Consider the following 22,000-nt stretch of genomic DNA (forward strand, 5'->3'; position numbering starts at 1 on the left):
GAGGCGCCGCCTCGGCGGTGTCAGAGGAGGAACAGCACGGTGCCCGCCCAGAGGACGGCGGCGGCGACGAGGTACGGGCCCAGGGGGAGGCCGTGGTGGGTGGCCGAGGTCCGGGGGCGGAGCTCGGGGTGGTGGACGAGGACGCGGAGGGTCTCCGCCGCGTACCGGGCCGTGGAGCGGCGGCCCAGGCGGCGGTCGAGCCAGGACCAGCCGGTGGGGTACAGGCGCAGCTCGTCGTCCGGGACGCCGACCCGGATGGCGTCGTCGACGTGGGAGACCGCCTTGACCGCGTCCCACGGGACGTGCCGGACGCGCCAGGCGCCGCACAGCCAGAGGCCCTTGTCGTCCGCGACGACGCGCCAGTTCAGGGCGGTGGCGACCATGGAGGCGTACAAGGGCAGCCCGAGGGCGGTGACGATCGAGCGCCAGGAGAGGCCCTCGTCGAACGCGATCCCGAGGCCGAACACCCCCATCAGGAGGAAGCCGAGCCCCTTGATCCGCGCGCCGGTGTCCGCCGACCACGCGAGGGGCTCCCGGGTGAGGGGGAGCGCCGCGACGACGTCCGCGGTGGGGCGCCGCTGCGAGGTCGTGTCGGGCGGCAGGGGCGCTGCCGGGCGCGCGGGGGAGGCGGTGCACTCCGTCAGGGGCCCGCCCTCCTCCAGGGCGGAGACGAACACCAGCTCGGCGCCGGCGTGCGGTAGGCCGTAGAGCACCGCCTCGCGCAGCCGCGGAGCCTCTCCCGCCTCGTCGAAGTCGTCCTCGTCGAAGTCGTCGTCCTCGTCCTCCGAGCGGTCGGCGTCGTCGAAGCCGTCCTCCGGGTGTCCCCCCTCGGAGACGTACCGCGTGTGGAAGGAGAGCAGCGGTCGTTCGGCGGCCCTGTCGTCCGCCGCGTGCAGCCACGTCCGGGCGTCGTTCCGCCGCGAGGCGAGCAGGACCCGCAGGACCGGCGCCGGCTCGGCGCGCAGCCGCGCCGCGCGGCCGCGCGCCACCAGGCCGCCGGTGAGGAAGGCCAGACCGGGCACGGAGGACACGAGCAGGAGGAGCTCCCAGCCGAAGGTGTCGTAGGGCTCGGCGGCCGGCCGGATCCAGTCGCCGTCGACGAGGAGGTCCAGGTGCGAGCCGATGGGGTGGTTCTCGGGGAAGAGCACCTCGACCGTGCGCGTGCCGAGCGCCTCCGAGCGGACGGTCAGCGTGCCGCCGTCGACGTCGCTTCCCGTGACGCGTGCGGTCGCCGGCGTCGCCCGTGCCACCCGCTCGTCGAACGCGGACGCGTCTCGTTCCCCCTGCCAGACGGCGAAGACCGACACCGCGAGCAGCAGGGAGGCCAGGGCGAACGAGGCCCGGGCGCGGCGGAACGTCCCGGCGGGTCCGGGCAGCGGGGCGCGTGCCGCGTCGGCGGCCTCCAGGGCCACCAGCTGCTGCTGCCTCGCGCAGACCAGGCGGTGGATCAGGGTGGCGGCGGCGTAGAGGGCGGCCAGCAGCAGCGCCACGCTCGACGCGGCCAGCAGGCCCGGCGAACCGTCCGGGGCGTCCTCGAGGAGCAGCCCGCCGACGGACACCACCAGGCCGGGGAGGGCGAGCGCCGGGTGGCGGCGCAGCAGTACCAGGGTGAGCACCTGGATCGTGGCGAGGGACACACCCGGCCAGTCCGTGGTGCAGGGGATGGCGGTGGTGCAGACGGGGTAGGGGGCCTCCGCGATGGACCAGACGGCCGTCGCCAGCAGGGCGAGGAAGGGCCACAGGGGTTCTGCCCAACGCCCGGGGCCGGCGGCACGCCAGCGCTCGGCGTCCGCCGCGTGCCAGGCGCGAGTGCCCGGAGGTATCTGCTCCAGGGCCAGGGGGACGGGAAGGTCGCTCACTCGCGCATTATGTGTGCAGTCCGGAATCGATGGTCCGGGAGGGCGGGTGTCCCGCCCACCGGGACCGAGCAGGCGCTGGGAAGGGAACGACGATCGTGGTCGCGTCGCACACCGATCCGTCCGCTGTGGGAGCGGCGGGGCACGTACCGGAGACGGCGGGGGAGCCGCGGCCGGCGAGTGCGCCGGTGCCGGGGGCGGCACACGTCGCGGCCGTCCCGGTCCCCGGCCGGTTCCCGGGCGCGGGAGCCGTGACCGCGCCGGGCGGGGACGCCGTGACCGCGGCCGCCGCCGCGGTGGCCGCCCGGCTGTCCGCGCCGGGAGCGCCGTTCGCCGTCGAGGACGGCGTGTACGTGGACGGGCCGCGGACCCTCCGCGAGTTCGTGGAGGCCACCTGGGCCTACGGCGACCGGCCGTTCCTGTACTCCGAGGACGGGGTCCTCGGCTACCGGGAGTTCTTCGACGCGGCCTGCGGGCTCGCGCGTCTCCTCGTCGACACCTACGGTCTGCGGCCCGGCGACCGGGCCGTCGTCGCCATGCGCAACCACCCCGAGTGGCAGATCGCCTTCTGGGCCGCCCAGCTCGCCGGCCTCGTCGCCGTGCCGCTCAACGCCTGGTGGACCGAGGAGGAGTTCGCGTACGTCCTCGACGACTGCCGGCCCCGCGTCCTGCTGGTCGACGGCGAGCGGGTCGGCCGGGTCCGGAGCTGGGCCCGCGCGCACCGGGTGCCCGGCATCGTCTTCCAGGGAGGCCAGGGAGGCCAGGGAGGTGACGGGGCTCCCGAGGGGGAGGCCGTCGACGGCTTCCGGGCGTACGTGCGTGACACCGACTCCCTCCTCGGCCCGCCCTTCGTCGACGTGCTGCCCGAGCACGACGCCACCCTCATGTACACCTCCGGCACCACCGGCCGCCCCAAGGGGGCCGTCGCCACCCACCTCGCGCAGGCCGGGGCCGCGATGAACCCGCGCTACTACGCCGCCGCCTCCGCCCTCGGGCGCGGCACGATCCCCGGGCAGGGTGCCGCCCCCGTCTCGCTGACGACCTTCCCCTTCTTCCACGTCGCGGCCTTCACGTCCTTCTACTCGGTCATGGCCGCCGGCGGTTCGCTCGTCCTCATGCGCAAATGGGACGCGGCCCGGGCGCTGGAGCTGATCCGCGAGCACGGCGTCACCCACTACGCGGGCGTGCCGACCACCGCGCTCCAGCTGCTCGACCTCGCCGAGCGCACCGGCGATCCGCTGAGCACGCTCGTCATGTTCAACACCGGTGGGGCGGCGGCGCCGGCCGAGATCGTCGCCCGGCTCACCGCCCGCTACGGGGAGCGCATCGAGCCCCGCAACGGCTACGGGCTGACCGAGACCTGCGGCGGTGTCCTCGCCAACTTCGGCGCCGAGTACCGCCGGTGGCCCGGTTCCGTGGGCCGTCCCACTCCCGCCACCGAGGTCCGTGTCGACCGGCCGGACGCCGACGGCGTCGGCGAGCTGCTGCTGCGCGGGCAGGCCCTGATCCGCGGCTACTGGGGCGACGAGGCCGCCACCCGGGAGGCCTTCACGGAGGACGGCTGGTTCCGTACCGGCGATCTCGCCCATGTCCGCGACGGGCGGGTCACCGTCGTCGACCGGCTCAAGGACATGGTGATCCGTGGCGGCGAGAACGTGTACTGCGTCGAGGTCGAGGCGGCGCTGCACGCGCATCCCGACGTCGCCGACGCGGCCGTGCTCGGCGTCCCGCACCCGGTGCTCGGCGAGGAGGTGGCCGCCGTGGTGCGGCTGCGGACGGGGGCGACGGTGACCGTGGACGGGCTGCGGGCGCACGTGGGCGGGACGCTCGCCGCCTTCAAGGTGCCGGCCCGGGTCGTCCTGCGGGACGCCGAGCTGCCCCGCAATCCCACCGGCAAGATCCTCAAGCGGGAGCTGAGGGCGGAGCTCACGGCGGGCTGACCGCCGGGAATCCCGCTCGGGTACCGGAACGGCGCCCGGGGGAGGGCCCGCACGACGCCCCCGACGGCGTCCTCACGACCGGGTGATCCGGACGCGGTACGCGCCGTTCTCGTCCTCCTCCAGGACCGAGATCCGGATGCCGTTGGCCCGGTCCGTGAAGGTCTCGCCCGGGCGGAACGGGGCGTCCGAGAGCTCCGCGTGGACGTTGGGGCGGCGCGTGCAGCCGCCGCTGTCCCTGTCGCTGTCGGCGACCGTCACCGGGCCGTGGCCGGTGTCCACGTCCGACTCCACGCGGTAGATCAGGACGCCCGGCTCGCAGACGGCCTCGTCGTTGCCGTCCCGGGTGCGGACCTCGACCGCGTACCCCGAGCGCTCGCCGAGCGGGACGAAGGCCAGCTTCGGGCCGCCGGCCGTGGCCAGCGGCGTCAGGATGTGCTCGCTGGTGCCGGTGCCGGACGCGCAGCCGACCTGGTCGTTGTCGAGCCAGCCCAGCTTCCACTTGTGCCAGCCCAGGAAGTCGTTGTTGGCCCCCCAGTCCTCGGACATGATGTCCCAGTGCCCGACGGTCCCGCCGCCGTCCATGGTGTAGAGGTCGGGCAGGCCGAAGACATGGCCGTTCTCGTGCGGCAGCACCCGGTAGCCGGTCTCGGAGTACGACCCCGATCCGTCGTCCTGCCGGCTGTAGACGAAGGACGTGTTGGCGAGGGGGACGCCGTCGGCGTACGGGGCGTCGTCGTTGCCGGAGAAGGTCACGGACAGCACGGTGTCCAGGGCCGAGGGGCCGGCGTTCGGCGTGACCAGGATGTTGACCAGGTCGTACGCGCTGAAGTCCACCAGGGGGTCGGTCGACTTCACGACGTCCTCGACGAGCCCGCGGTAGCCCGGCTCGTAGGGGGAGCCGCGCTCTATCCCGTACGAGGAGAACGGCCGGGGCATCCGCACCCAGTCGGGTATCGGGGCCTCGGGGGCGTACTCCAGCCGCCCGTAGGAACTGGTGCGGAACCATTCGGCGGTCTGCGGGAAGAACTCCTCGTAGCGTGCGAGCGCCGCGCCGTCGCCGGGCGCGTCCGGGAAGTCGATCATCAGGTTGAGGGCGCGGACGCTGCCCGTGGAGCGGGCGTACCCCGGGGCGGTGGGCAGTCCCTCCGACATCTGCACGCCCAGAGTCGTCGCGATGCGGCAGGGACCGAGCGGTGCCTCGCCGGGACCGGCGGCCACCGGGCCGGCCGAGGCAGGCGCGGGTCCGGGGAGGGTGGTGCTGGCGGAGACCAGGGCGGCGAGCGCGAGGGCGGAGGCCGTGGCCAGGGCCACGGGTCTGCCTATCCGCCGGGGGGTCTTCTCCATGCGGCGCCCTTCTGGTCTGCGGATCGATCTGCGTCTCCTGCGCTCCGATCAGCCTGTGTCGGGAGGTGCGGGGGCGCGCGCGGGGTTGGCCCGATCAGGGGGTATCGCGACGAAAGCCGCATGAGTGACCCAGGTCACATCACCGGAAGGAACAACCGGGGACTGGCTCCCCGTTTACGCCTGTGTCCGAGAGAAGCGGGGACTCACTCCCCGGATCGCGCGGACCGTGCACGACGCGGATCGCCTCGGAAGCCGCGATCCGTCGCGGCGCACCGCAGAACGCTCCCCGGAGCACCCGAGACGACCTGAAGGAGCCGTGGCGTGACCAGCACCGCCGACACCGCGCCCGCCCGCCGCGCACCCCGGCCGCGGGCCGACGCCCTGCGCAACCGCGAGCGGATCGTGACGACGGCCCGCGAGATGTTCGTCGAGTTCGGACCCCAGGTCCCGTTCGACGAGATCGCGCGCCGCGCCGGAGTCGGCAACGCCACGCTCTACCGCAACTTCCCCGAGCGCGCCGACCTCGTCCAGGAGGTCGTCGTCTCCGTCATGGCCCGCACCACGGACCTGGCGGAGGAGGCCGCCGAGGAGGGCGACACCTTCGCGGCGCTTCGCCGCTTCATCCACGCCGCGGCCGACGAGCGTATCGGAGCCCTGTGCCCGATGCTCGACGGCGCCTTCGACAAGGACCATCCCGAACTGCGCGCCGAACGCGAGCGGCTGGAGGAGGCCGTGCAGGGCCTCGTCGACCGCGCGCAGCAGGCGGGCAGGCTCCGCACCGACGTCGGTGTCGGCGACCTGATGATCGCCGTCTCCCAGCTCACCCGCCCGCTGCCCGGCACCGCCTGCCTCAACATGGACCGCTTCGTCCACCGTCACCTGCAGCTGTTCCTGGACGGCCTCGAAGCGCCCGCGCGCTCCGAGCTGCCCGGCTCGGCCGCCACTCTGGAGGACCTGCGGGGAGGCTCCGGCCGGCCGTGAGTCCGGCCCGGCCCGCGCCCCCTTCCTGAACTTCCGCGCCCGACCCCGAACCTTCGCGCCCCGCGCGCTCAGTAAGCCCGTTTTCTCCTTGTACGCACCAAGAGGTGGCTACCCCCATGTCGAAAATCTCCGCGACCGCTCCGCCGGTCCAGGCCGACCCGAGTCGGTGGAAGGCCCTCGTCTTCATCGCCCTCGCCCAGCTGATGGTCGTGCTCGACGCGACGATCGTGAACATCGCCCTGCCCTCCGCCCAGCAGGACCTGGGGATCTCGGACGGCAACCGGCAGTGGGTCATCACGGCCTACGCCCTGGCCTTCGGCGGCCTGCTGCTCTTCGGCGGCCGCATCGCCGACCTGTGGGGCCGCAAGCGCACCTTCGTCGTCGGCCTGATCGGCTTCGCCGCCGCCTCCGCCCTCGGTGGCGCGGCGACCGGTGAGGCGATGATGCTCGGCGCCCGTGCGCTCCAGGGCGCCTTCGGCGCGCTGCTCGCGCCCGCCGCGCTCTCGCTCCTCGCGGTGATGTTCACCGACGCCAAGGAGCGCGCCAAGGCCTTCGGCATCTACGGCGCGATCGCCGGTGGCGGCGGCGCCGTCGGCCTGATCCTGGGCGGCTTCCTCACCGAGTACCTGAACTGGCGCTGGACCTTCTTCGTCAACATCCCGTTCGCGATCGTCGCCGCCGCCGGCGCGTACTTCGTGATCCGTGAGCCGGCCGGCGGCCGCAACCGCTCGGCGCTCGACATCCCCGGCGTCATCCTGTCCACCCTGGGCCTGGTGTCCCTCGTCTACGGCTTCACCCGCGCCGAGTCCGAGGGCTGGTCGGACGTCACCACGATCGGGCTCTTCGTCGCCTCGGCCGTGCTGCTGCTCGCCTTCGTGATCACCGAGTCCCGGGTCAAGTCCCCGCTGCTGCCCCTGCGCGTCCTGACCGAACGCAACCGCGGCGGTGTCTACCTCTCCCTCGGTCTCGCCGTCATCGCGATGTTCGGCCTCTTCCTCTTCCTCACCTACTACCTGCAGGTCGTGAAGGGGTACTCGCCGGTCAAGACGGGCTTCGCGTTCCTCCCGATGATCGCGGGCATGATCACCGGTTCCACCCAGATCGGTACGCGCCTGATGACCCGGGTGCCCCCGCGCTGGCTGATGGGCCCCGGCTTCCTGACGGCCGCCGTCGGGATGCTGCTGCTCACCCAGCTGGAGATCGGCTCCTCGTACGCCGGGCTGATCCTGCCCGCGCAGCTGCTGCTCGGCCTCGGCATGGGTACGGCCTTCATGCCGGCGATGTCGCTCGCGACGCACGGCGTGGACCCGCGGGACGCCGGTGTGGCCTCCGCGATGGTCAACACCTCGCAGCAGGTCGGCGGCGCCATCGGCACGGCGCTGCTGAACACGATCGCGGCCTCGGCCACGACCGCGTACATCGCCGACCACGCGGCCGGTGCCACCACCCCCGGCGCCCAGAAGCTGCTCCAGCTCCAGGGCATGGTCGAGGGCTACTCGGCGGCCATCTGGTGGGCCGTCGGCATCCTGGTCGTCTCGGCCTCGATCGCCGTCGCCCTCATCACCACCGGGAAGCCCGGCTCGGGCGTCGTGGCCGGGTCCGGCGACGGTGTCGAGGACGAGGTGAAGATCCCGGTCGTCGCGCACTGACGACGCGGGGGAGCCACGGGTGCTGATCACCTGCGGGCGCTGAGAACCCGCCGCGGGACCGGACGGCCGACGCCGCCGGTCCCGCGGTCGTTCCGGCGGCGGACCGGTTGCCGGTTCCGCCGTCGGGTCACCGCACGGCACGTCGATCTCGCGTGCGTCACGAGCCGAGGGCCCGTGGCGCACGCGAGGCGCTTTCCGGCCCCGGTCGCCGGGCGCGGGTCACCGGCCGCCGGGCCCGATCGGGCTTCGGCTCAGCGCAGCCAGGGCAGGTCCGCGTTCGGGCCCGTCGGCTGGAGGCCCTCCGCCATCACCTTCATGATCTCGCCGAGCTGCCGCACCTGCTCGGGCGTGAGCCGGTCGAACATGGCCTGCCGGACGGCCGACACATGTCCCGGCGCGGTCCGTTCCAGCACGGCGAAGCCGTCGTCCGTCAGCCGCGCGAACTGGCCCCGCTTGTCGGAAGGGCAGTCCTCGCGCACCACCCAGCCGTTCCTCTCCAGCCGGGCGACGGCGTGCGAGAGACGGGAGCGGGTGATCTTCGCGTCCTTGGCCAGCTCTGTCATCCGCAACCGCCGGCGGGGCGCCTGGGAGAGCTGTACGAGCAGGCCGTAGTAGATGTGGGGCATCCCGGCGTCGCGCTGCAGCTGGCGGTCGAGATGGTCCTCGAGGAGGGTGGTGGCGTGGAGGTAGGCACGCCAGACGTGCTGTTCCTCGTCGCTGAGCCAGCGGGGCCCTTCAGTGGATGCCGTGGTCATGTATCCATCGTACGACCCATCCTTGAAAGTTGAACTACATCGGGGTTAAGCTCGGCGCGAGCGCAGAGCTTGAACTTTCAAAGAACTTCCTCGGACCCGGAACGGAGGCGGTCGTCATGGACGCCACGCTGGAACGGATGCCCGCCCTCTACCTCTCGCACGGTGCGCCGCCGCTCGCCGACGACCCGGTCTGGCCCGGCGAGCTGGCCGCCTGGTCCGCCGGGCTGCCCCGCCCCAAGGCCATCCTGATGGTCTCCGCCCACTGGGAGGAGGCCCCGCTCGCGCTCGGCGCGGTCGAGACCGTGCCGCTTGTCTACGACTTCTGGGGCTTCCCCGAGCACTACTACCGCGTCCAGTACGCGGCCCCGGGCGCGCCCGGGCTCGCCGCCTCCGTGCGCAAACTGCTCCAGGCGCCCGGCACGCCCGTCCAGGACATCCCCGACCGGGGGCTGGACCACGGCGCGTACGTGCCGCTGGTCGAAATGTTCCCCGGTGCCGACATCCCCGTCCTGCAGATCTCCATGCCCACCCTCGACCCCCAGCGGCTGATGGACATCGGCCGGCGGCTCGCACCGCTGCGGGACGAAGGCGTGCTGATCGTGGGCAGCGGCTTCTTCACCCACAACCTGGCCGCGCTGCGGCACCCGGGCGGCGGCGTCCCGGGCTGGTCCGCCGAGTTCGACGACTGGGGCGACCGGGCCCTGCGGGAGCGGGACGTGGACGCGCTCCTCGACTTCGAGCACAAGTCGCCCGCCGGCCGGCTCGCCCACCCGCGCACCGAGCACTTCGCGCCGCTGTTCGTGACGCTCGGCGCGGCGGAGGCGGCCGGGGACCTGGACGGCGGGCGGAGCGTGATCGACGGCTTCTGGATGGGGCTGGCGAAGCGCTCGGTCCAGTTCGGCTGACCCGCGGAACCCGCGTCACCGGCCGGGCCCGTCGGTCCTATGCCAGCCGCTTCTCGTACCAGGCCACGTCCCAGTAGCGGCCGAACTTCCGACCGACCTCGCCGTACGTGCCGATGTGACGGAAGCCGAAGCGGGCGTGGAGACGGACCGACGCCTCGTTGGGCAGGGCGATGCCGGCGTAGACGCGGTGGACGTCCTCGGTGGCGAGGGCCGCGAAGAGCCGCTCGTACAACAGCGTGCCGATGCCCCGGCCGGCGGCGTGCGGGGTCAGGTACACGCTCACCTCCACGGACGTGGAGTAGGCGGGCTTGGGGCGGAACGGGCTGCTGGTCGCGTAGCCGAGGACCCGGTCCGGTGCCCCCTCGGCGGCGTCCCGGGCAACCAGGAGGCGGTGCGGGCCGTCTTCAGGGTGGGAGCGGAGCCAGGGAAGTCGCTGCTCCGCGGTGAAGGGCACGGTGTCGAATGTGATCGCGGTCTCACGGACATAGTGGTTGTACAGCTCGGTCAGCGACGCCAGGTCACCCTCCGCGCCCGCTCTGACCTGCACGTCTGTGGCATCCGCCGACATGTGACCCCCCTCGATGGCGGCACAGGGTACTGCATGATCGCGAAAATCAATGCGTCGTGTGGGAATTCTGTCCTGATTCCAGTCGTTGTTTCCGTCGGATGCAGGGCACCCGAAAGGGTGTCGCGACCTACTCAGTAAGGGAGCTCGCATGGCAACCCGTGCCGTCGCCCGTCGTTCGTCCGCCAGTGGCGGAAGCAGCCGGGCAAGCAGCGTTCGCGCCGTGGGCGGGGAGATCGCCGACCGCGACCTGGTCGGCATGTACCTCGACGAGATCGCGCGCACCCCCCTGCTCGACGCCGCCAAGGAGGTCGAGCTCTCGCAGACCATCGAGGCCGGCGTGTACGCCCGGCAGATCCTGGACGGCGAGGTGGACAGCGAGGCGGGCGGCGCGACCCGCGAGGAGCTGGAGGCGCTGGTCGCCGAGAGCGAGCGGGCCAAGGACGTCTTCATCAAGTCCAACCTGCGGCTCGTCGTCGCGGTCGCCCGGCGCTACCCGCGCAGCGGCCTGCCGCTGCTCGACCTGATCCAGGAGGGGAACGCCGGCCTGGTGCGCGCGGTCGAGAAGTTCGACTACGCCAAGGGCTTCAAGTTCTCCACGTACGCCACGTGGTGGATCCGCCAGGCCATCACGCGGTCCATAGCCGACCAGTCCCGCACCATCCGGCTCCCCGTCCACCTCGTGGAGGAGCTCGGCCGGATCCGCCGGGTCCAGCGCGAGTTCAACCGCGAGAACGGCCGTGAGCCCGAGCCCGCGGAGATCGCCGCCGAGCTGGACACGAAGCCGGAGCGGGTGGTGGACGTCCTGGACTGGGCGCGCGACCCGGTCTCGCTGAACATGTCGGTCGACGACCAGGGTGAGACGCAGTTCGGCGACCTGCTGGAGGACACGTCGGCGGTGTCGCCCGAGCAGTCCGTCCTGACGCTGCTGCGCAGCGAGGAGCTCGACGACCTGATCGACAAGCTGGACCACCGCACGGCGTCGATCATCCGGATGCGGTACGGCATCGAGGACGGCCGGGAGCGGACCCTCACGGAGGTGGGCAAGGAGCACGGCCTGACGCGCGAGCGCATCCGCCAGATCGAGAAGCACGCGCTGCTGGAACTGAAGAAGATGGCGCGGGACACCGGCTTCGACGCGGTCGCCTGAGGGGCGTCCGCGGTCGTCCGCCGGAGGCTGCGGATCGAGGGGAACAGGGCGCAGGGGCGCGCACGGGGTTCGTTCCCCGGGCGCGCCCCTTCCGCCGTCCGTCAGGTGGAGGCCGCCGCGCCCAGCCGGGCCGAGAGCGCCCGGACGTAGGCGATCAGGGGATCCGGCGCATGGATCCTGAAGGGGCAGTCGACCAGCGCCAGCCGGACGGCGACCCATTCCAGCGAGTCCGCGGAACGGGTGCGCAGTCGACAGGTCCCCGGCCCGGTCGCCTCCGGCGCGAGGTGCGCGGGGAGCCGGGCGGTCACGAACTCGGCCGGTGCCTCGAACTCGACGTCGAGGTCCAGCTCGGCGGTGGCCCGCGCCATCGAACGGGACATGTAGGCGACCGCGCCCCCGGCCGGCAGCTCCCGCGGGCTGAACCGCGCGCCCGTCGCGAACGGCTCGCTCACCCGGTCCACCCGGAACGTCCGCCAGTCCTCGCGTTCCATGTCGTACGCCACGAGGTACCAGCGCATCCCGGTCGACACGAGCCGGTACGGCTCCACCAGGCGCCGGCTCTCCGTGCCGTCCCCCGCCCGGTAGCCGAACCGCAGCCGTTCCTGCCCGGTCACCGCCCCCGCCAGCGTCGTCAGGGTCTGCGGCGCGACCGTCGCGCCGTCGCCGCGGGTCAGCGGGATCGTCGCGTTCTGGAGGGTGGAGACCCGGCGCCGCAGCCGTGACGGCAGCACCTGTTCCAGCTTCGCCAGCGCCCGGACCGACGCCTCCTCCACGCCCTCGATCGCGTGCCCGGCGCCCGCCCGCAGCCCCACCGCGATCGCGACCGCCTCCTCGTCGTCGAGGACCAGCGGCGGCATCGCCGTGCCCGCGACCAGGCGGTACCCGCCGACCGCGCCCTTCGTCGCCTCGACCGGGTAGCCGAGCTCCCGCAGCCGGTCCACGTCGCGCCGGATCGTCCGGGCCGAGACCGAGAGCCGCGCCGCCAGCTCACTGCCCGGCCATTCCCGCGGTGTCTGCAGCAGGGACAGCAGATTCAGAAGTCGTGCCGGAGTGTCCGTCATGCCCTCCAGGGTGCGGTCCATCTAGGACATCAGCTGACCTATATGGCCTCTATCTTCATCGTATGAGTGCACACGAAGCCACCGATCGAAGGCGCTGGATCGCCCTCGCCATCGTCATGACCGCCGCCTTCATGGATCTGGTCGACGCCACGATCGTCAACATCGCGATCCCCAGCATCGAGCGCGACCTCGGCGCCTCGTTCGGAGCCATTCAGTGGATCACCGCCGGCTACGCCCTCGCGTTCGCCGCCGGTCTGATCACGGGCGGCCGGCTCGGTGACATCTACGGCCGCAAGCGCCTCTTCCTGCTCGGCACCGCCGGCTTCACCCTCGCCTCGGCGCTCTGCGGCTTCGCCGCCGACCCGGAGATGCTCGTCGCCTCCCGCCTCCTCCAGGGCGCGGCCGCCGCGATGATGGTCCCGCAGGTCCTGTCGATCATCCACGTCACCTTCCCCGCGCACGAGCGCGGCAAGGTCTTCGGCATGTTCGGCGCGATCATCGGGCTCGGCGCGGTCTCCGGACCGCTGCTCGGCGCGCTGCTCACGCAGTGGAACCTCTTCGGCATGGAGTGGCGCCCGATCTTCCTGATCAACCTGCCGGTCGGCATCGCGGGCCTGATCCTGGGCAGCAAGTTCATCACCGAGTCCAAGGCGCCCAAGGCGCTCCGGCTCGACCTGGTCGGCGTCCTGCTCGTGACGCTGGCGCTGCTGATGCTGGTCTACCCGCTGACGCGCGGCCGTGAGCTGGACTGGCCGCTGTGGGGTCACCTCTGCATGGCGGGCAGCCTCCTCGTCTTCGCCGCCCTCGTCGCGTACGAGAAGTACAAGACGAAGAAGGACGGTTCGCCGCTGGTCGAGCTGTCGCTGTTCAAGGTGAAGAGCTTCGCCGCCGGTATCGCGGTGCAGCTGACCTTCGGTGTCGTGCTGGGCATCTTCTTCCTGGTCTGGACGCTGTACATGCAGATCGGGCTCGGCTGGACCCCGCTCAAGGCCGGTCTGACCGGTGTGCCGTTCTCGATCGCCGTCTCGGTGGCGGCCGGCATGTCGGTGCAGAAGCTGGTCCCGCGCTTCGGGCGCAAGGTGCTGCAGGCCGGCGCCCTGACGATGGTCGCCGGTGTGCTGCTCTACCTCTGGGAGGCCGGACGGTACGGGACCGGAATCCACTCCTGGCAGATGATCCCGCCGCTGGTCGTCATGGGTCTGGGCATGGGCCTGATCGTGGCCCCGCTGACCGACGCCGTGCTTTCGGAGGTGCCGCGCGAGCACGCCGGCTCGGCCTCCGGACTGATCAACACGACCGGCCAGATGGGCAACGCGCTCGGGCTCGGGCTCGTGTCGGTGGTCTTCTTCGGCGTGATCGACGACGAGCGGCTGGCCAAGGCCCCGCAGGAGGTGGGGACGGCGTTCACGGACGCCTTCCGCAGCTCGCTGTGGTGGGTGGCGGCGGTACTCGCCGTGATCTTCCTGGTGATGTTCGCGCTGCCGGCGAAGCCGAAGCAGCACGTGGAGGGCGCGGTGGACGAGGCCGGCGACGCCGGCATCGCTGACGCACCCGACCCGACCCGCGGAGCCGAGGCGGGCGGCAAGCCGGCCGACGAGACCGAGGGGAAGCAGGACGAGCCGGTGCTGACCCACTGACGCGGTGAAGGCCTGAGGCGGCGACGGCGCTCGTGGCATGACGGAAGGGCCCTGGGGCATGCCCCAGGGCCCTTCCCCGTTCTGCCTCGTCGCGATCGAGGCAGAACGGCCGGACGGGGGTGGTGCGTTCCTGACGGAGCGCACCGTTCCGCCGTGTTCACCGACTAGTGCTCCGTCAGGGGCGCTTGATCCCCTTCAGGCCCTTCGGCGCGTGATGCGGGGCCGCCACCGAGTCCATGCTGCGCTTGAAGGCGCGGAGGGCGGCCGGAGTCGGCGTGGCCTGCTGGACCCAGCCCTGGTTCCAGACGAAGCCCCCGCTGGCGAGGTTGCCCACCGTCTGCCAGACCGTGCCGGTCGTGGTGACCACCTTGACGTAGGCGGCATTGCCCCGCGCCTCGATGGCGATGCCACAGGCGTTCGCCGGGTAGTCCGGGTTGGCCGGGTCCGTCATGGTCGCGACGGTGTTGGTGAGGTCCTGCCAGGTGATCGCTCCGCCCAGCGTGGCGGCCTTGCCGACGAAGGCCTTCCCGCCGGTGAGTGCGGCCTGGAAGTCCTCGCTGGCCGAATTGCTGAAGGTGTCGATGTCGGAGCAGGGGCCGGTCGCACCCGTGGCTCCGGTCGCACCCGTCGCACCCGTGTCGCCGGTAGGACCTGTGTCGCCGGTCGGGCCGGTGTCACCCGTGGGGCCGGTCGGTCCCGTGTCACCGGTGGGGCCGGTGTCGCCGGTCGGACCGGTCGGGCCGGTGTCGCCGGTCGGTCCCGTGTCGCCGGTGTCACCGGTCGGGCCGGTGTCACCCGTCGCGCCCGTGTAACCGGTGTCGCCGGTCGGTCCCGTGTCACCGGTGGGGCCGGTGTCGCCGGTCGGACCGGTCGGGCCGGTGTCGCCGGTCGGTCCCGTGTCGCCGGTGTCGCCGGTCGGGCCGGTGTCACCCGTCGCGCCCGTGTAACCGGTGTCGCCGGTCGGTCCCGTGTCGCCGGTGGGGCCGGTGTCGCCGGTCGGACCGGTCGGGCCGGTGTCGCCGGTCGGACCCGTGTCGCCGGTGGCTCCGGTGTCACCCGTGTCGCCGGTCGGACCCGTGTCACCCGTGTCGCCGGTCGGGCCGGTGTCACCGGTGTCACCGGTGTCGCCGGTCGGGCCGGTCGGGCCCGTCGGGCCGGTGGGACCCGTCGGACCCGTCGGACCCACCTTGCACTCGTCGTGCCCGCCGGACACCGACCGCACATAGCGGCCCGAGTCCCCGGCGAACTGCTGCATCTGCTGGTCCAGGAAGCTCTGGAGGGCGTCCTCCTGGGGCGCCCCGCCGGAGTCGCGTGCACCGGGGTATCCGTTGTGGTGCTGACCGTGCTCCTCGTGCGGCGGTCGGCCATGGTCCTCGTGGTGCGGGCGGCCGTGGTCGTCGCACTCGCCGCCGTGCGGCGGGCCCGACGTGTCCGTGCCGGAGGGCCGTGCCCCCATGCTCTGCGCCGGGCCGGCAGGGCCGGCCGTTCCGGTGGCGACGGCCGCCGGGCTCGCGAATCCCGTGATGACGAGCGCGATCGAGGCGAGCGCGCCGCCGTTGAGCCAGGCGCGGCGTTTGGGGAGGGGGCCCAGCGAGGACCTCGTCCTGATATCAGGACTCATGCACTGCTCCTTCTTCAACCGATTCGAATGATGTCCCGGAAGCGGGTTTCGAGCTTCCTAATCGGATCATCGGATCGCGGATGCAAAGCCTTGAAGGTTCCAGCGCACTCTCAACACCTTGGCCTAGGAGGGAAATACCAATGGGTGCCTGCGCATCAGCGAATTCTGTTCCGGCTCACGGCGTGCCGTCACCGGGGTTCCGCATCCCCTGCATAAGGTCGCCCCCGACCTCCCCACCGGAAGTGGTGTTGCCGTGAAGCCATCCTTCTGCTTGTGCATGATCGTCAAGAACGAGGCGGCCGTCATCGAACGCTGCCTCACCTCCGTACGTGACCTGGTGGACACCTGGGTCATCTCCGACACGGGTTCCACCGACGGCACCCAGGAACTCATCCGCAAGGCACTCGACGGCATCCCCGGAGAGCTGCACGAGGAGCCCTGGGTGAACTTCGGGCACAACCGGAGCCTGAACATCGCCCACGCCCGCGGCAAGGCCGACTACCTGCTGCTCCTCGACGCCGACCACGTGATCCGGCGGGCCGGGCCGCTGCCCGAGCTGACCGCGGACTCCTACATGCTGCGGCACGCGGGCACCATGGAGTACCGCATCAAACGCCTGGTCAAGGGCGACATCCCCTGGCGGTACGAGGGTGTCACCCACGAGTACCTCACCGCGGACCGGCACCACGCCCAGGAGAACCTCGACGCGCTCGTCATCGAGCACTTCGCCGACGGCGGCTCGCGCCACGACAAGTTCGAACGCGACGCCCGGCTGCTGAGCGCCGAACTCGACCGCGACCCCGCGAACACCCGCACCGTCTTCTACCTCGCCCAGACCATGCGGGACATGGGCCGCACCGCCGAGGCGATCGACCTCTACGAGCGCCGCGCCCGCATGGGGGGCTGGGGAGAGGAGGTCTACTACGCCCTGCTCCAGTGCGGCATCCTCAAGTCCGACTCCGACGACTGGCCCGGCGCGATGGACGCCTTCACCCGCGCCTGGGAGTCCCGCCCGCAGCGCCTCGAGGCCTGCTACGAGCTGGCCGCGCGGCTGCGCACGATGAGCCGCCACCACACCGCCCACGCCCTGGTCGCCACCGTCCTGGACCGGGAGCAGCCGGACGACCTGCTCTTCATGCAGCCCTGGGTGTACCGCTGGGGGCTGCTGTTCGAGTTCTCGATCACGGCCTACTGGGTCGGGGACCACGCGGGTTCGCTCGCCGCCTGCGACCGCCTGCTGGCGATGCCGGACCTGCCGGAGTCGTACCGCGAGCAGACCCGCTCCAACCGGGAGTTCGCCGTCCGGCGCCTGGCCTCGATCCCGCACGCGGCCGGCGCCGCGGCCGTGCCGGCGAGGGACTGAGCGCCCGTCATGGGAACCCCCTCACCGTCGACCCCCTCCTCTCCGTCCCCGGCCTCCGTGGCCGTCGCGACGCCGGTCCGGGAGCCGCGGCCGTCCGCCGGCCGCCCGGGCGGCGCACGCGACGGCCGGGCCGGGCCCGGCGTCTGGCTGTGGCCGACGCTGCTCGCGCTCGCGCTGACCCTGTACGGGATCGGCAGCCCCCAGCTGTGGGAGGACGAGCTCAACACCTGGGACATGGCCGGGCGCTCCACCGGGCAGCTCCTGGACGCCCTCCGGCACGTGGACGCCGTCCTCGGCGCCTACTACCTGCTGCTCCACGGCTGGATGGGTGTCTTCGGCGACTCCGCCACCGCCCTGCGGCTGCCGTCCGCGTTCGCCCTGACCGGCGCCGCAGCCTGCACGGCGCTGATCGGGCAGCGGCTGTTCGGCCGCCGCGCCGGACTGGCCGCCGGCCTGCTCCTCGCGCTCGTCCCCGCCGTGACCCGCTACGGCCACGAGGCCCGGCCGTACGCCCTCGTCGTCCTGGCCGTCGCCCTCGCCACGCTGACGCTGCTGCGCGCACTGGAACGGCCGCGCGCCGCCGGACGCTGGGCCGTCTACGCCCTGTGCGTGGCGGCGGTCGGTCTGCTCCACCTGGTGGCGCTCACCGCCCTGGCCGGGCATCTGGTCGCCGTGGCCCTCAAGGCGCGGGAGGAGCGGCCGGTCCTCGGGCGCTTCGTCCTCGCGGTCGCCGCCGGGGTGGCCGCCGCGGCCCCCGTCGCCCTCCTCGGCCGGGCGCAGGCCGGCCGCCAGATCTCCTGGATCCCCCGCCCCGACCTGTGGAGCCTGCTCGGACTCTGGCCGCAGCTGTACGGCTCGGCGCTGGCCGCCGGCGCGGTGACCACGGCCGCCGTACTGGCCTGGGGCGAGCGCCGTCCGGCGACCCGGGGCCCGCTCCTCACCGCCTCGGCCCTGGCCGTGCTGCCGCCGCTGCTGCTGTGGGCGGTCTCGCACGGCGACGTCTCGTACTTCTTCCACCGGTACCTGCTGTTCACCCTGCCCGCCTGCGCCGTCCTGGCCGGGGCGGGGCTGTGCGCCGCCCGGGCCCGCGGGGTCGTCGCGGCGGGTCTGGTGGCCCTCGCCCTGCTCACCCTCCCCGAGCAGCAGGCACTGCGCCGCCCCTACGCGCACTTCTGGCACGGCGTCGACTACGAGGGCGCCGCGTCGACCGTCCGGAAGTACCACCGCCCCGGGGACGCGGTCGTCTACGACCGGGGCGAGGACTACTGGCGCCTGCTCGACGTCGGCGTCCGCTTCTACCTGCCGGACGACCTCAGGCCCCGCGACGTGTTCCTGGCCGCGTCGGCCGCCGACCGCGCCGAGCTGTGGTCTGCGGAGTGCCCCGATCCGGCCGTGTGCCTGCGGAACGAGGCCAGGATCTGGCTGGTGGTGGCCGGCAACCAGCCGGACCCGCTGGACGCGCTCCCGGCACCGCAGGCCCGGGCACTGCGGGCGCGCTACACCGCGACCGGCACCGAGCGCCTGACCGGCGTGACCGTGGCGCTCCTGGTACGCAAGGCCTGACGGGCGAGGGCCCCGGGAAGAGACCTCCCGGGGCCCTCGCCCGTGCACCCGGCGGGTCCCTCAGCGCACCCGCGCCCGGTGCTCCATCGCCTCCCGCGCCGCGTGCTCGTCGGTGTACACCTCGCACATGTGACGGCCGTCCGGGGTCGCCGTGTGCTCGACCTCCCACAGGCTCAGCTCGCTCCCGTCGAGGAGCAGGAAAGCGTGCTCGTACAGGGTGAATCCGGCGTCCCGGCCGCTGCGCACCGGGCACTGCCGCCCGAAGGCCTGCGTGATGTGGTGGGCGAACGCCACCCTCAGCCGGCGCGCGGTCTCCTCGCCCGGCCGGTCGGCGTTCTCCGCGCGCCGCAGCACCCGCCGCGCGTGGTCCGCGGAGTTGTCCGGGACGTACGGCCGGGGCTGCGCCGGTATCGACCGGGACAGCAACGTGCCGAGCAGTTCCAGGTCTCCGTCCTCGCCGGAGTCCCGGTCCTCCGAGCGGTCCGTGCCCCAGCCCGGATCGAGACCGGCGGGCAGCCGGGACGCGGCCAGACGGGCCTCGCCCTCGTCCGCGTACAGCTCGTGCTGCTCGGCTCCGTCCCGGCCCGAGTTGTGCACCAGCTCCCACAGGCTGAGCGCGGTGCCGTCGGCGAGGAGGTAGGTGTGGCGGTGGGTCGTGCGGTGCAGCGACGCGCTGTGGTGCGAGGAGTACAGCGCACTGGAGTGGGCGAGCGCCGACTCCAGGCGCTCGACCGTGGTGTCGGGCAGATCGAAGGAGTTGAGCGCCCTGCCGAGGAGCCGCTCAAGGTGCGTCTCGGTCGTCTCGTACGGATCGTGAGGATCCTGCGGATCGTTCAAGAGGGTCTCCAGGCCGTCGCCGCATGTCACTCGGTGCTTGCTTAACGTAGCCCCTGGGTCTGACACCGTGTCCGGGGTTCGGCAAAACGAAGGGCGCGTGCGGGAAGTTCCCGCCGGTAACGGCCGGATCGGTCGTGGATCTTTCAACTCCCTTGACCTGCAAGGGAGTCGAGCGGCCCGATCGCCGGGTGCGGCGCCGTGACGCGAGGCCCCTCAGGCGCCGTCGCCGTACAGCTCGCGGTACGCGGGGAAGGTCCCGCCCGGCCCCGCCACCCCTTCCGCCGGTGCGCGCACCGCCCGCACGATCGCCCGGGTCACCAGGTCCGCGCCCGCCGCCAGGACGTCGTTCAGCGCAAGCGGTCCCTGCTCCGGCGGCAGTTCCCGCTCCCCGGTCGCGAGGGCGAAGACGGTGTCCCCGTCGTTGAGCAGATGCACGGGGCGGATGGCGCGGGCGATCCCGTCGTGCGCCGTGCCCGCGAACTTCTGGGCCTGGGCGCGGGTGAGGGCGGCATCGGTGGCGACGACCGCGAGGGTGGTGTTCAGCGGCGGCGGGGTGCTCGCGGCCCGGGCCTCGGCGAGCCGGCGCCGCGCCTCCTCGTGCACGGCGGCCTCCGGCCGGTGCGGCGGCCCGCCGAGGAAGTACTCCCCGTAGAGGACGCCCGTCTCCGGGTCGACCGCCGAGCCGACCGCGTTCACGACGACGAGGGCGCCCACGGTGATGCCCGACTCCAGGACCGTGCTCGCCGTGCCGACCCCGCCCTTGAGGCCCCCGACGACGGCTCCGGTGCCCGCGCCGACCGCACCCGTCCCCACCGGTGCGTGCGCCTCGCTCGCGGCCGCCGCCTCCACCGCGGCCCGTCCCGTCCCGGCGTCCGGACGGGCCCCGAAGTCCCCGCCCCGGCCGAGGTCGAAGACACAGGCGGCGGGCACGACCGGGACGACGTGCGCGGGGTCGGGCCCGACCCGGACGCCCCGGTGCTGCTCCTCCAGCCAGGCCATCACGCCGGCGGCGGACTCCAGCCCGTACGCGCTGCCGCCGGTCAGGACCACGGCCTCGACGCGCTGGACGACGTTGCGGGGGTCGAGCGCGTCGGTCTCCCGGGTGCCGGGGCCGCCGCCGCGTACGTCCACCGCCGCGACCGCCCCGCCGCGCGGGGCCAGGACGACGGTGGTGCCGCTGAGGGCGTTCGGCCCCTCCACGCGCGCGTGGCCGACCCGCAGGCCGGACACGTCGGTGAGGGCGTCGTGCAGAGCGGATGGCTTCGTCATGGTCCCTGCGTACCACGCCCGTTGGCCCCGCGCCCCGGGCCGGGCGGGTGCCGGCTTCCCCCGGCGTGGGGCATAGGTGCTCCCCTACGCCCGCGTGGCGGGGTTGCTCGCGCTCAGCGTCACCCCGACGGCCACCGTCGCCGCCGCGACCAGACCGGCCGCGAACACCGCCCAGTGGCCCGCGAACGAGCACATCAGGATCGCCAGCGCCGACAGCGGAAGGACGAGCTGCTGGGCGATGCCGACCTTGTAGTAGCGGGCGTGCAGGATCCACACGCAGAGCAGGAACAGCGCCGTCGGGATCGTCACCGCCGCGGAGGCGGCGAGCGTGGAGATGTGGGCCTTGCCGACGGCCTGCTCGACGGCGATCTCGATGCCGGCGCCGATCGCCGCGGCCGAGGCGAAGATCAGGTAGTGGCCGTAACCCCACAGGAAACCCTGCCGGTTGGAGGCGAGGCGCTCGTGGGCGGGGACGACGAAGTAGATCCACCACGCCGCGAACACGATGAGCAGGCCGCCGGCCGCGATCGGGAGAAGCTCGCCGAGGGCGTCGTTCTCGCTGACACCGGACTTCACGGCGACGGTCGAGGCGGCGATCGACTCGCCCAGCACGATGATGGTGAACAGGCCGTAGCGCTCGGCGATGTGGTGCGGGTGCCAGTGGGTGTTGGCGTCCTTCTCCGCGTACACCGGCACCGCCATCTCGGCGATCGCCATGACGAGGAAGACCCAGGGCCGGGCCGCCTCGGGCACGAACAGGAGGGCCGTCCAGCCGATCTGGCAGAGGGCGACCCCGCCCGCGTACCGGTGACACAGGGCGCGCTCGGCGGGGCCGGCGGCGTGGTGGCCCGCGCGCAGCCACTGGGAGGCGAGGGCGAGGCGCATCACGAGGTAGCCGAGCCAGACGACGAAGAAGTCGTGCTCCTCGAAGGCGCGCGAGACGCCGGCGGCGAGGATGAGGACACCGGAGATCTGGACGAGGGTGACGACGCGGTAGAGGACGTCGTCGTTGTCGTAGGCGGAGGCGAACCAGGTGAAGTTCATCCAGGCCCACCAGATCGCGAAGAACACCATCGCGTAGTCGGCGATCCCCTGGCCGGCATGGCCCTCGGCCACGGCGTGCACGAGCTCGGCGCCCGCCTGGGCGACGGCGACGACGAAGCAGAGGTCGAAGAAGAGCTCGAGCGGTGTGGCGGCGCGGTGCGACTCTTCGCGGGAACGCGCGGTGAGGGGCAGGAACGGTTGTGTCATGCGCCCCAGAACACCAGAGCGCGGCGGGGCGCGGCGGCCACGGCACGCGGAGGCGCGGCCGTCGGCGGCCGTCCCCGCCGCCGGTCAGGGGCCTGCCGAGGTCCCGCGCCGCCGGGAGCCCGTCTTCCGGGGTCATGGTCTGAACGCCATCTGAGGGACGGCCTCACCCACCCGCCCCGCCGAACGGGGCGAAATGGCCCATACCGCCCTACGGTGACCGGGTGACCGAGCCACCGCAGGGCCCCGCCGATCC

The 22,000-nt window shown here is 72.9% G+C and carries 17 protein-coding genes; 8 read left to right on the forward strand and 9 right to left on the reverse strand.

The features are described from left to right. Window positions 1–20 precede the first annotated feature (20 nt). Window positions 21–1,859 (reverse strand): hypothetical protein, encoded by a 1,839-nt coding sequence (locus ACGFZF_RS23615; protein ID WP_393557011.1) that lies wholly within the window; start codon window positions 1,857–1,859, stop codon window positions 21–23. A 248-nt stretch (window positions 1,860–2,107) separates the two neighbouring features. Between ACGFZF_RS23615 and ACGFZF_RS23620 the strand changes: the two genes are divergently transcribed. Then, a complete protein-coding gene (locus ACGFZF_RS23620; protein ID WP_393557013.1) occupies window positions 2,108–3,796 on the forward strand; it encodes a class I adenylate-forming enzyme family protein in 1,689 nt (562 codons plus the stop codon). A gap of 72 nt (window positions 3,797–3,868) precedes the next feature. Here ACGFZF_RS23620 and ACGFZF_RS23625 read toward each other — a convergent pair whose 3' ends face one another. Continuing rightward, complete coding sequence (locus tag ACGFZF_RS23625) at window positions 3,869–5,140, reverse strand: M6 family metalloprotease domain-containing protein (RefSeq protein ID WP_393557015.1); 1,272 nt, start codon at window positions 5,138–5,140, stop codon at window positions 3,869–3,871. Window positions 5,141–5,461: 321 nt separating this feature from the next. On the opposite strand from ACGFZF_RS23625, the gene ACGFZF_RS23630 reads away from it, so the two are divergent. Both ACGFZF_RS23630 and ACGFZF_RS23635 read left to right on the forward strand, forming a co-directional pair. Continuing rightward, entirely contained in the window at window positions 5,462–6,121 is a 660-nt protein-coding gene (locus tag ACGFZF_RS23630; RefSeq protein ID WP_393557017.1) for a TetR/AcrR family transcriptional regulator, read from the forward strand. Between the two features lie 116 nt (window positions 6,122–6,237). Then, a complete protein-coding gene (locus ACGFZF_RS23635) occupies window positions 6,238–7,770 on the forward strand; it encodes an MFS transporter (protein WP_393557019.1) in 1,533 nt (510 codons plus the stop codon). Window positions 7,771–8,021: 251 nt separating this feature from the next. Here ACGFZF_RS23635 and ACGFZF_RS23640 read toward each other — a convergent pair whose 3' ends face one another. Continuing rightward, window positions 8,022–8,525, reverse strand: coding sequence for a MarR family winged helix-turn-helix transcriptional regulator (locus tag ACGFZF_RS23640; protein WP_393557021.1), 504 nt, complete (start codon window positions 8,523–8,525; stop codon window positions 8,022–8,024). A 116-nt stretch (window positions 8,526–8,641) separates the two neighbouring features. Here ACGFZF_RS23640 and ACGFZF_RS23645 point away from each other — a divergent pair, with 116 nt between their 5' ends. Continuing rightward, on the forward strand, window positions 8,642–9,430 hold the full coding sequence (locus ACGFZF_RS23645; RefSeq protein ID WP_393557023.1) for a dioxygenase: 789 nt from the start codon (window positions 8,642–8,644) through the stop codon (window positions 9,428–9,430). Between the two features lie 37 nt (window positions 9,431–9,467). On the opposite strand, the gene ACGFZF_RS23650 is transcribed toward ACGFZF_RS23645, so the two are convergent. Beyond that, window positions 9,468–9,998 (reverse strand): GNAT family N-acetyltransferase, encoded by a 531-nt coding sequence (locus ACGFZF_RS23650; protein ID WP_393557025.1) that lies wholly within the window; start codon window positions 9,996–9,998, stop codon window positions 9,468–9,470. A 148-nt stretch (window positions 9,999–10,146) separates the two neighbouring features. Here ACGFZF_RS23650 and ACGFZF_RS23655 point away from each other — a divergent pair, with 148 nt between their 5' ends. Then, the gene (locus ACGFZF_RS23655; RefSeq protein ID WP_393557027.1) at window positions 10,147–11,145 is read left to right on the forward strand and encodes an RNA polymerase sigma factor RpoD/SigA; all 999 of its coding nucleotides are present in this window, start codon (window positions 10,147–10,149) and stop codon (window positions 11,143–11,145) included. Between the two features lie 101 nt (window positions 11,146–11,246). Here the strand turns inward: ACGFZF_RS23655 and ACGFZF_RS23660 are convergent, their stop codons facing one another. Beyond that, window positions 11,247–12,206 (reverse strand): helix-turn-helix transcriptional regulator, encoded by a 960-nt coding sequence (locus tag ACGFZF_RS23660; RefSeq protein WP_393557029.1) that lies wholly within the window; start codon window positions 12,204–12,206, stop codon window positions 11,247–11,249. 62 nt (window positions 12,207–12,268) lie between these two features. On the opposite strand from ACGFZF_RS23660, the gene ACGFZF_RS23665 reads away from it, so the two are divergent. After that, on the forward strand, window positions 12,269–13,843 hold the full coding sequence (locus ACGFZF_RS23665) for an MFS transporter (protein ID WP_393557031.1): 1,575 nt from the start codon (window positions 12,269–12,271) through the stop codon (window positions 13,841–13,843). Window positions 13,844–14,018: 175 nt separating this feature from the next. Here the strand turns inward: ACGFZF_RS23665 and ACGFZF_RS23670 are convergent, their stop codons facing one another. Further along, a complete protein-coding gene (locus ACGFZF_RS23670) occupies window positions 14,019–15,464 on the reverse strand; it encodes a hypothetical protein (protein WP_393557033.1) in 1,446 nt (481 codons plus the stop codon). 277 nt (window positions 15,465–15,741) lie between these two features. Between ACGFZF_RS23670 and ACGFZF_RS23675 the strand changes: the two genes are divergently transcribed. Both ACGFZF_RS23675 and ACGFZF_RS23680 read left to right on the forward strand, forming a co-directional pair. After that, window positions 15,742–16,827, forward strand: coding sequence for a glycosyltransferase (locus ACGFZF_RS23675; RefSeq protein WP_393557035.1), 1,086 nt, complete (start codon window positions 15,742–15,744; stop codon window positions 16,825–16,827). Between the two features lie 9 nt (window positions 16,828–16,836). Further along, a complete protein-coding gene (locus ACGFZF_RS23680) occupies window positions 16,837–18,390 on the forward strand; it encodes a glycosyltransferase family 39 protein (RefSeq protein WP_393557037.1) in 1,554 nt (517 codons plus the stop codon). A 60-nt stretch (window positions 18,391–18,450) separates the two neighbouring features. Here ACGFZF_RS23680 and ACGFZF_RS23685 read toward each other — a convergent pair whose 3' ends face one another. From ACGFZF_RS23685 to ACGFZF_RS23695, 3 genes are all read right to left on the reverse strand, one after another. Beyond that, window positions 18,451–19,227, reverse strand: coding sequence for a DUF6227 family protein (locus ACGFZF_RS23685; RefSeq protein ID WP_393557039.1), 777 nt, complete (start codon window positions 19,225–19,227; stop codon window positions 18,451–18,453). A 213-nt stretch (window positions 19,228–19,440) separates the two neighbouring features. Continuing rightward, window positions 19,441–20,496 (reverse strand): P1 family peptidase, encoded by a 1,056-nt coding sequence (locus tag ACGFZF_RS23690; RefSeq protein WP_393557041.1) that lies wholly within the window; start codon window positions 20,494–20,496, stop codon window positions 19,441–19,443. Window positions 20,497–20,580: 84 nt separating this feature from the next. Continuing rightward, window positions 20,581–21,747 carry a low temperature requirement protein A gene (locus tag ACGFZF_RS23695; RefSeq protein WP_393557043.1) on the reverse strand — a complete coding sequence of 389 codons (1,167 nt, stop codon included), beginning with the start codon at window positions 21,745–21,747 and terminating at the stop codon, window positions 20,581–20,583. Window positions 21,748–22,000: the final 253 nt, after the last annotated feature.

The sequence above is a fragment of the Streptomyces sp. NPDC048338 genome, from assembly GCF_043201055.1.
Taxonomy (GTDB): domain Bacteria; phylum Actinomycetota; class Actinomycetes; order Streptomycetales; family Streptomycetaceae; genus Streptomyces.

What these genes read in the sequence shown, in the direction of transcription:
- ACGFZF_RS23625 (WP_393557015.1), bottom strand. Translation starts at nt 5,140, where the DNA reads ATGGAGAAGACCCCCCGGCGGATAGGCAGACCCGTGGCCCTGGCCACG.
- ACGFZF_RS23635 (WP_393557019.1), top strand. Translation starts at nt 6,238, where the DNA reads ATGTCGAAAATCTCCGCGACCGCTCCGCCGGTCCAGGCCGACCCGAGT.
- ACGFZF_RS23640 (WP_393557021.1), bottom strand. Translation starts at nt 8,525, where the DNA reads ATGACCACGGCATCCACTGAAGGGCCCCGCTGGCTCAGCGACGAGGAA.
- ACGFZF_RS23645 (WP_393557023.1), top strand. Translation starts at nt 8,642, where the DNA reads ATGGACGCCACGCTGGAACGGATGCCCGCCCTCTACCTCTCGCACGGT.
- ACGFZF_RS23650 (WP_393557025.1), bottom strand. Translation starts at nt 9,998, where the DNA reads ATGTCGGCGGATGCCACAGACGTGCAGGTCAGAGCGGGCGCGGAGGGT.
- ACGFZF_RS23655 (WP_393557027.1), top strand. Translation starts at nt 10,147, where the DNA reads ATGGCAACCCGTGCCGTCGCCCGTCGTTCGTCCGCCAGTGGCGGAAGC.
- ACGFZF_RS23660 (WP_393557029.1), bottom strand. Translation starts at nt 12,206, where the DNA reads ATGACGGACACTCCGGCACGACTTCTGAATCTGCTGTCCCTGCTGCAG.
- ACGFZF_RS23665 (WP_393557031.1), top strand. Translation starts at nt 12,269, where the DNA reads ATGAGTGCACACGAAGCCACCGATCGAAGGCGCTGGATCGCCCTCGCC.
- ACGFZF_RS23670 (WP_393557033.1), bottom strand. Translation starts at nt 15,464, where the DNA reads ATGAGTCCTGATATCAGGACGAGGTCCTCGCTGGGCCCCCTCCCCAAA.
- ACGFZF_RS23675 (WP_393557035.1), top strand. Translation starts at nt 15,742, where the DNA reads ATGATCGTCAAGAACGAGGCGGCCGTCATCGAACGCTGCCTCACCTCC.
- ACGFZF_RS23680 (WP_393557037.1), top strand. Translation starts at nt 16,837, where the DNA reads ATGGGAACCCCCTCACCGTCGACCCCCTCCTCTCCGTCCCCGGCCTCC.
- ACGFZF_RS23690 (WP_393557041.1), bottom strand. Translation starts at nt 20,496, where the DNA reads ATGACGAAGCCATCCGCTCTGCACGACGCCCTCACCGACGTGTCCGGC.
- ACGFZF_RS23695 (WP_393557043.1), bottom strand. Translation starts at nt 21,747, where the DNA reads ATGACACAACCGTTCCTGCCCCTCACCGCGCGTTCCCGCGAAGAGTCG.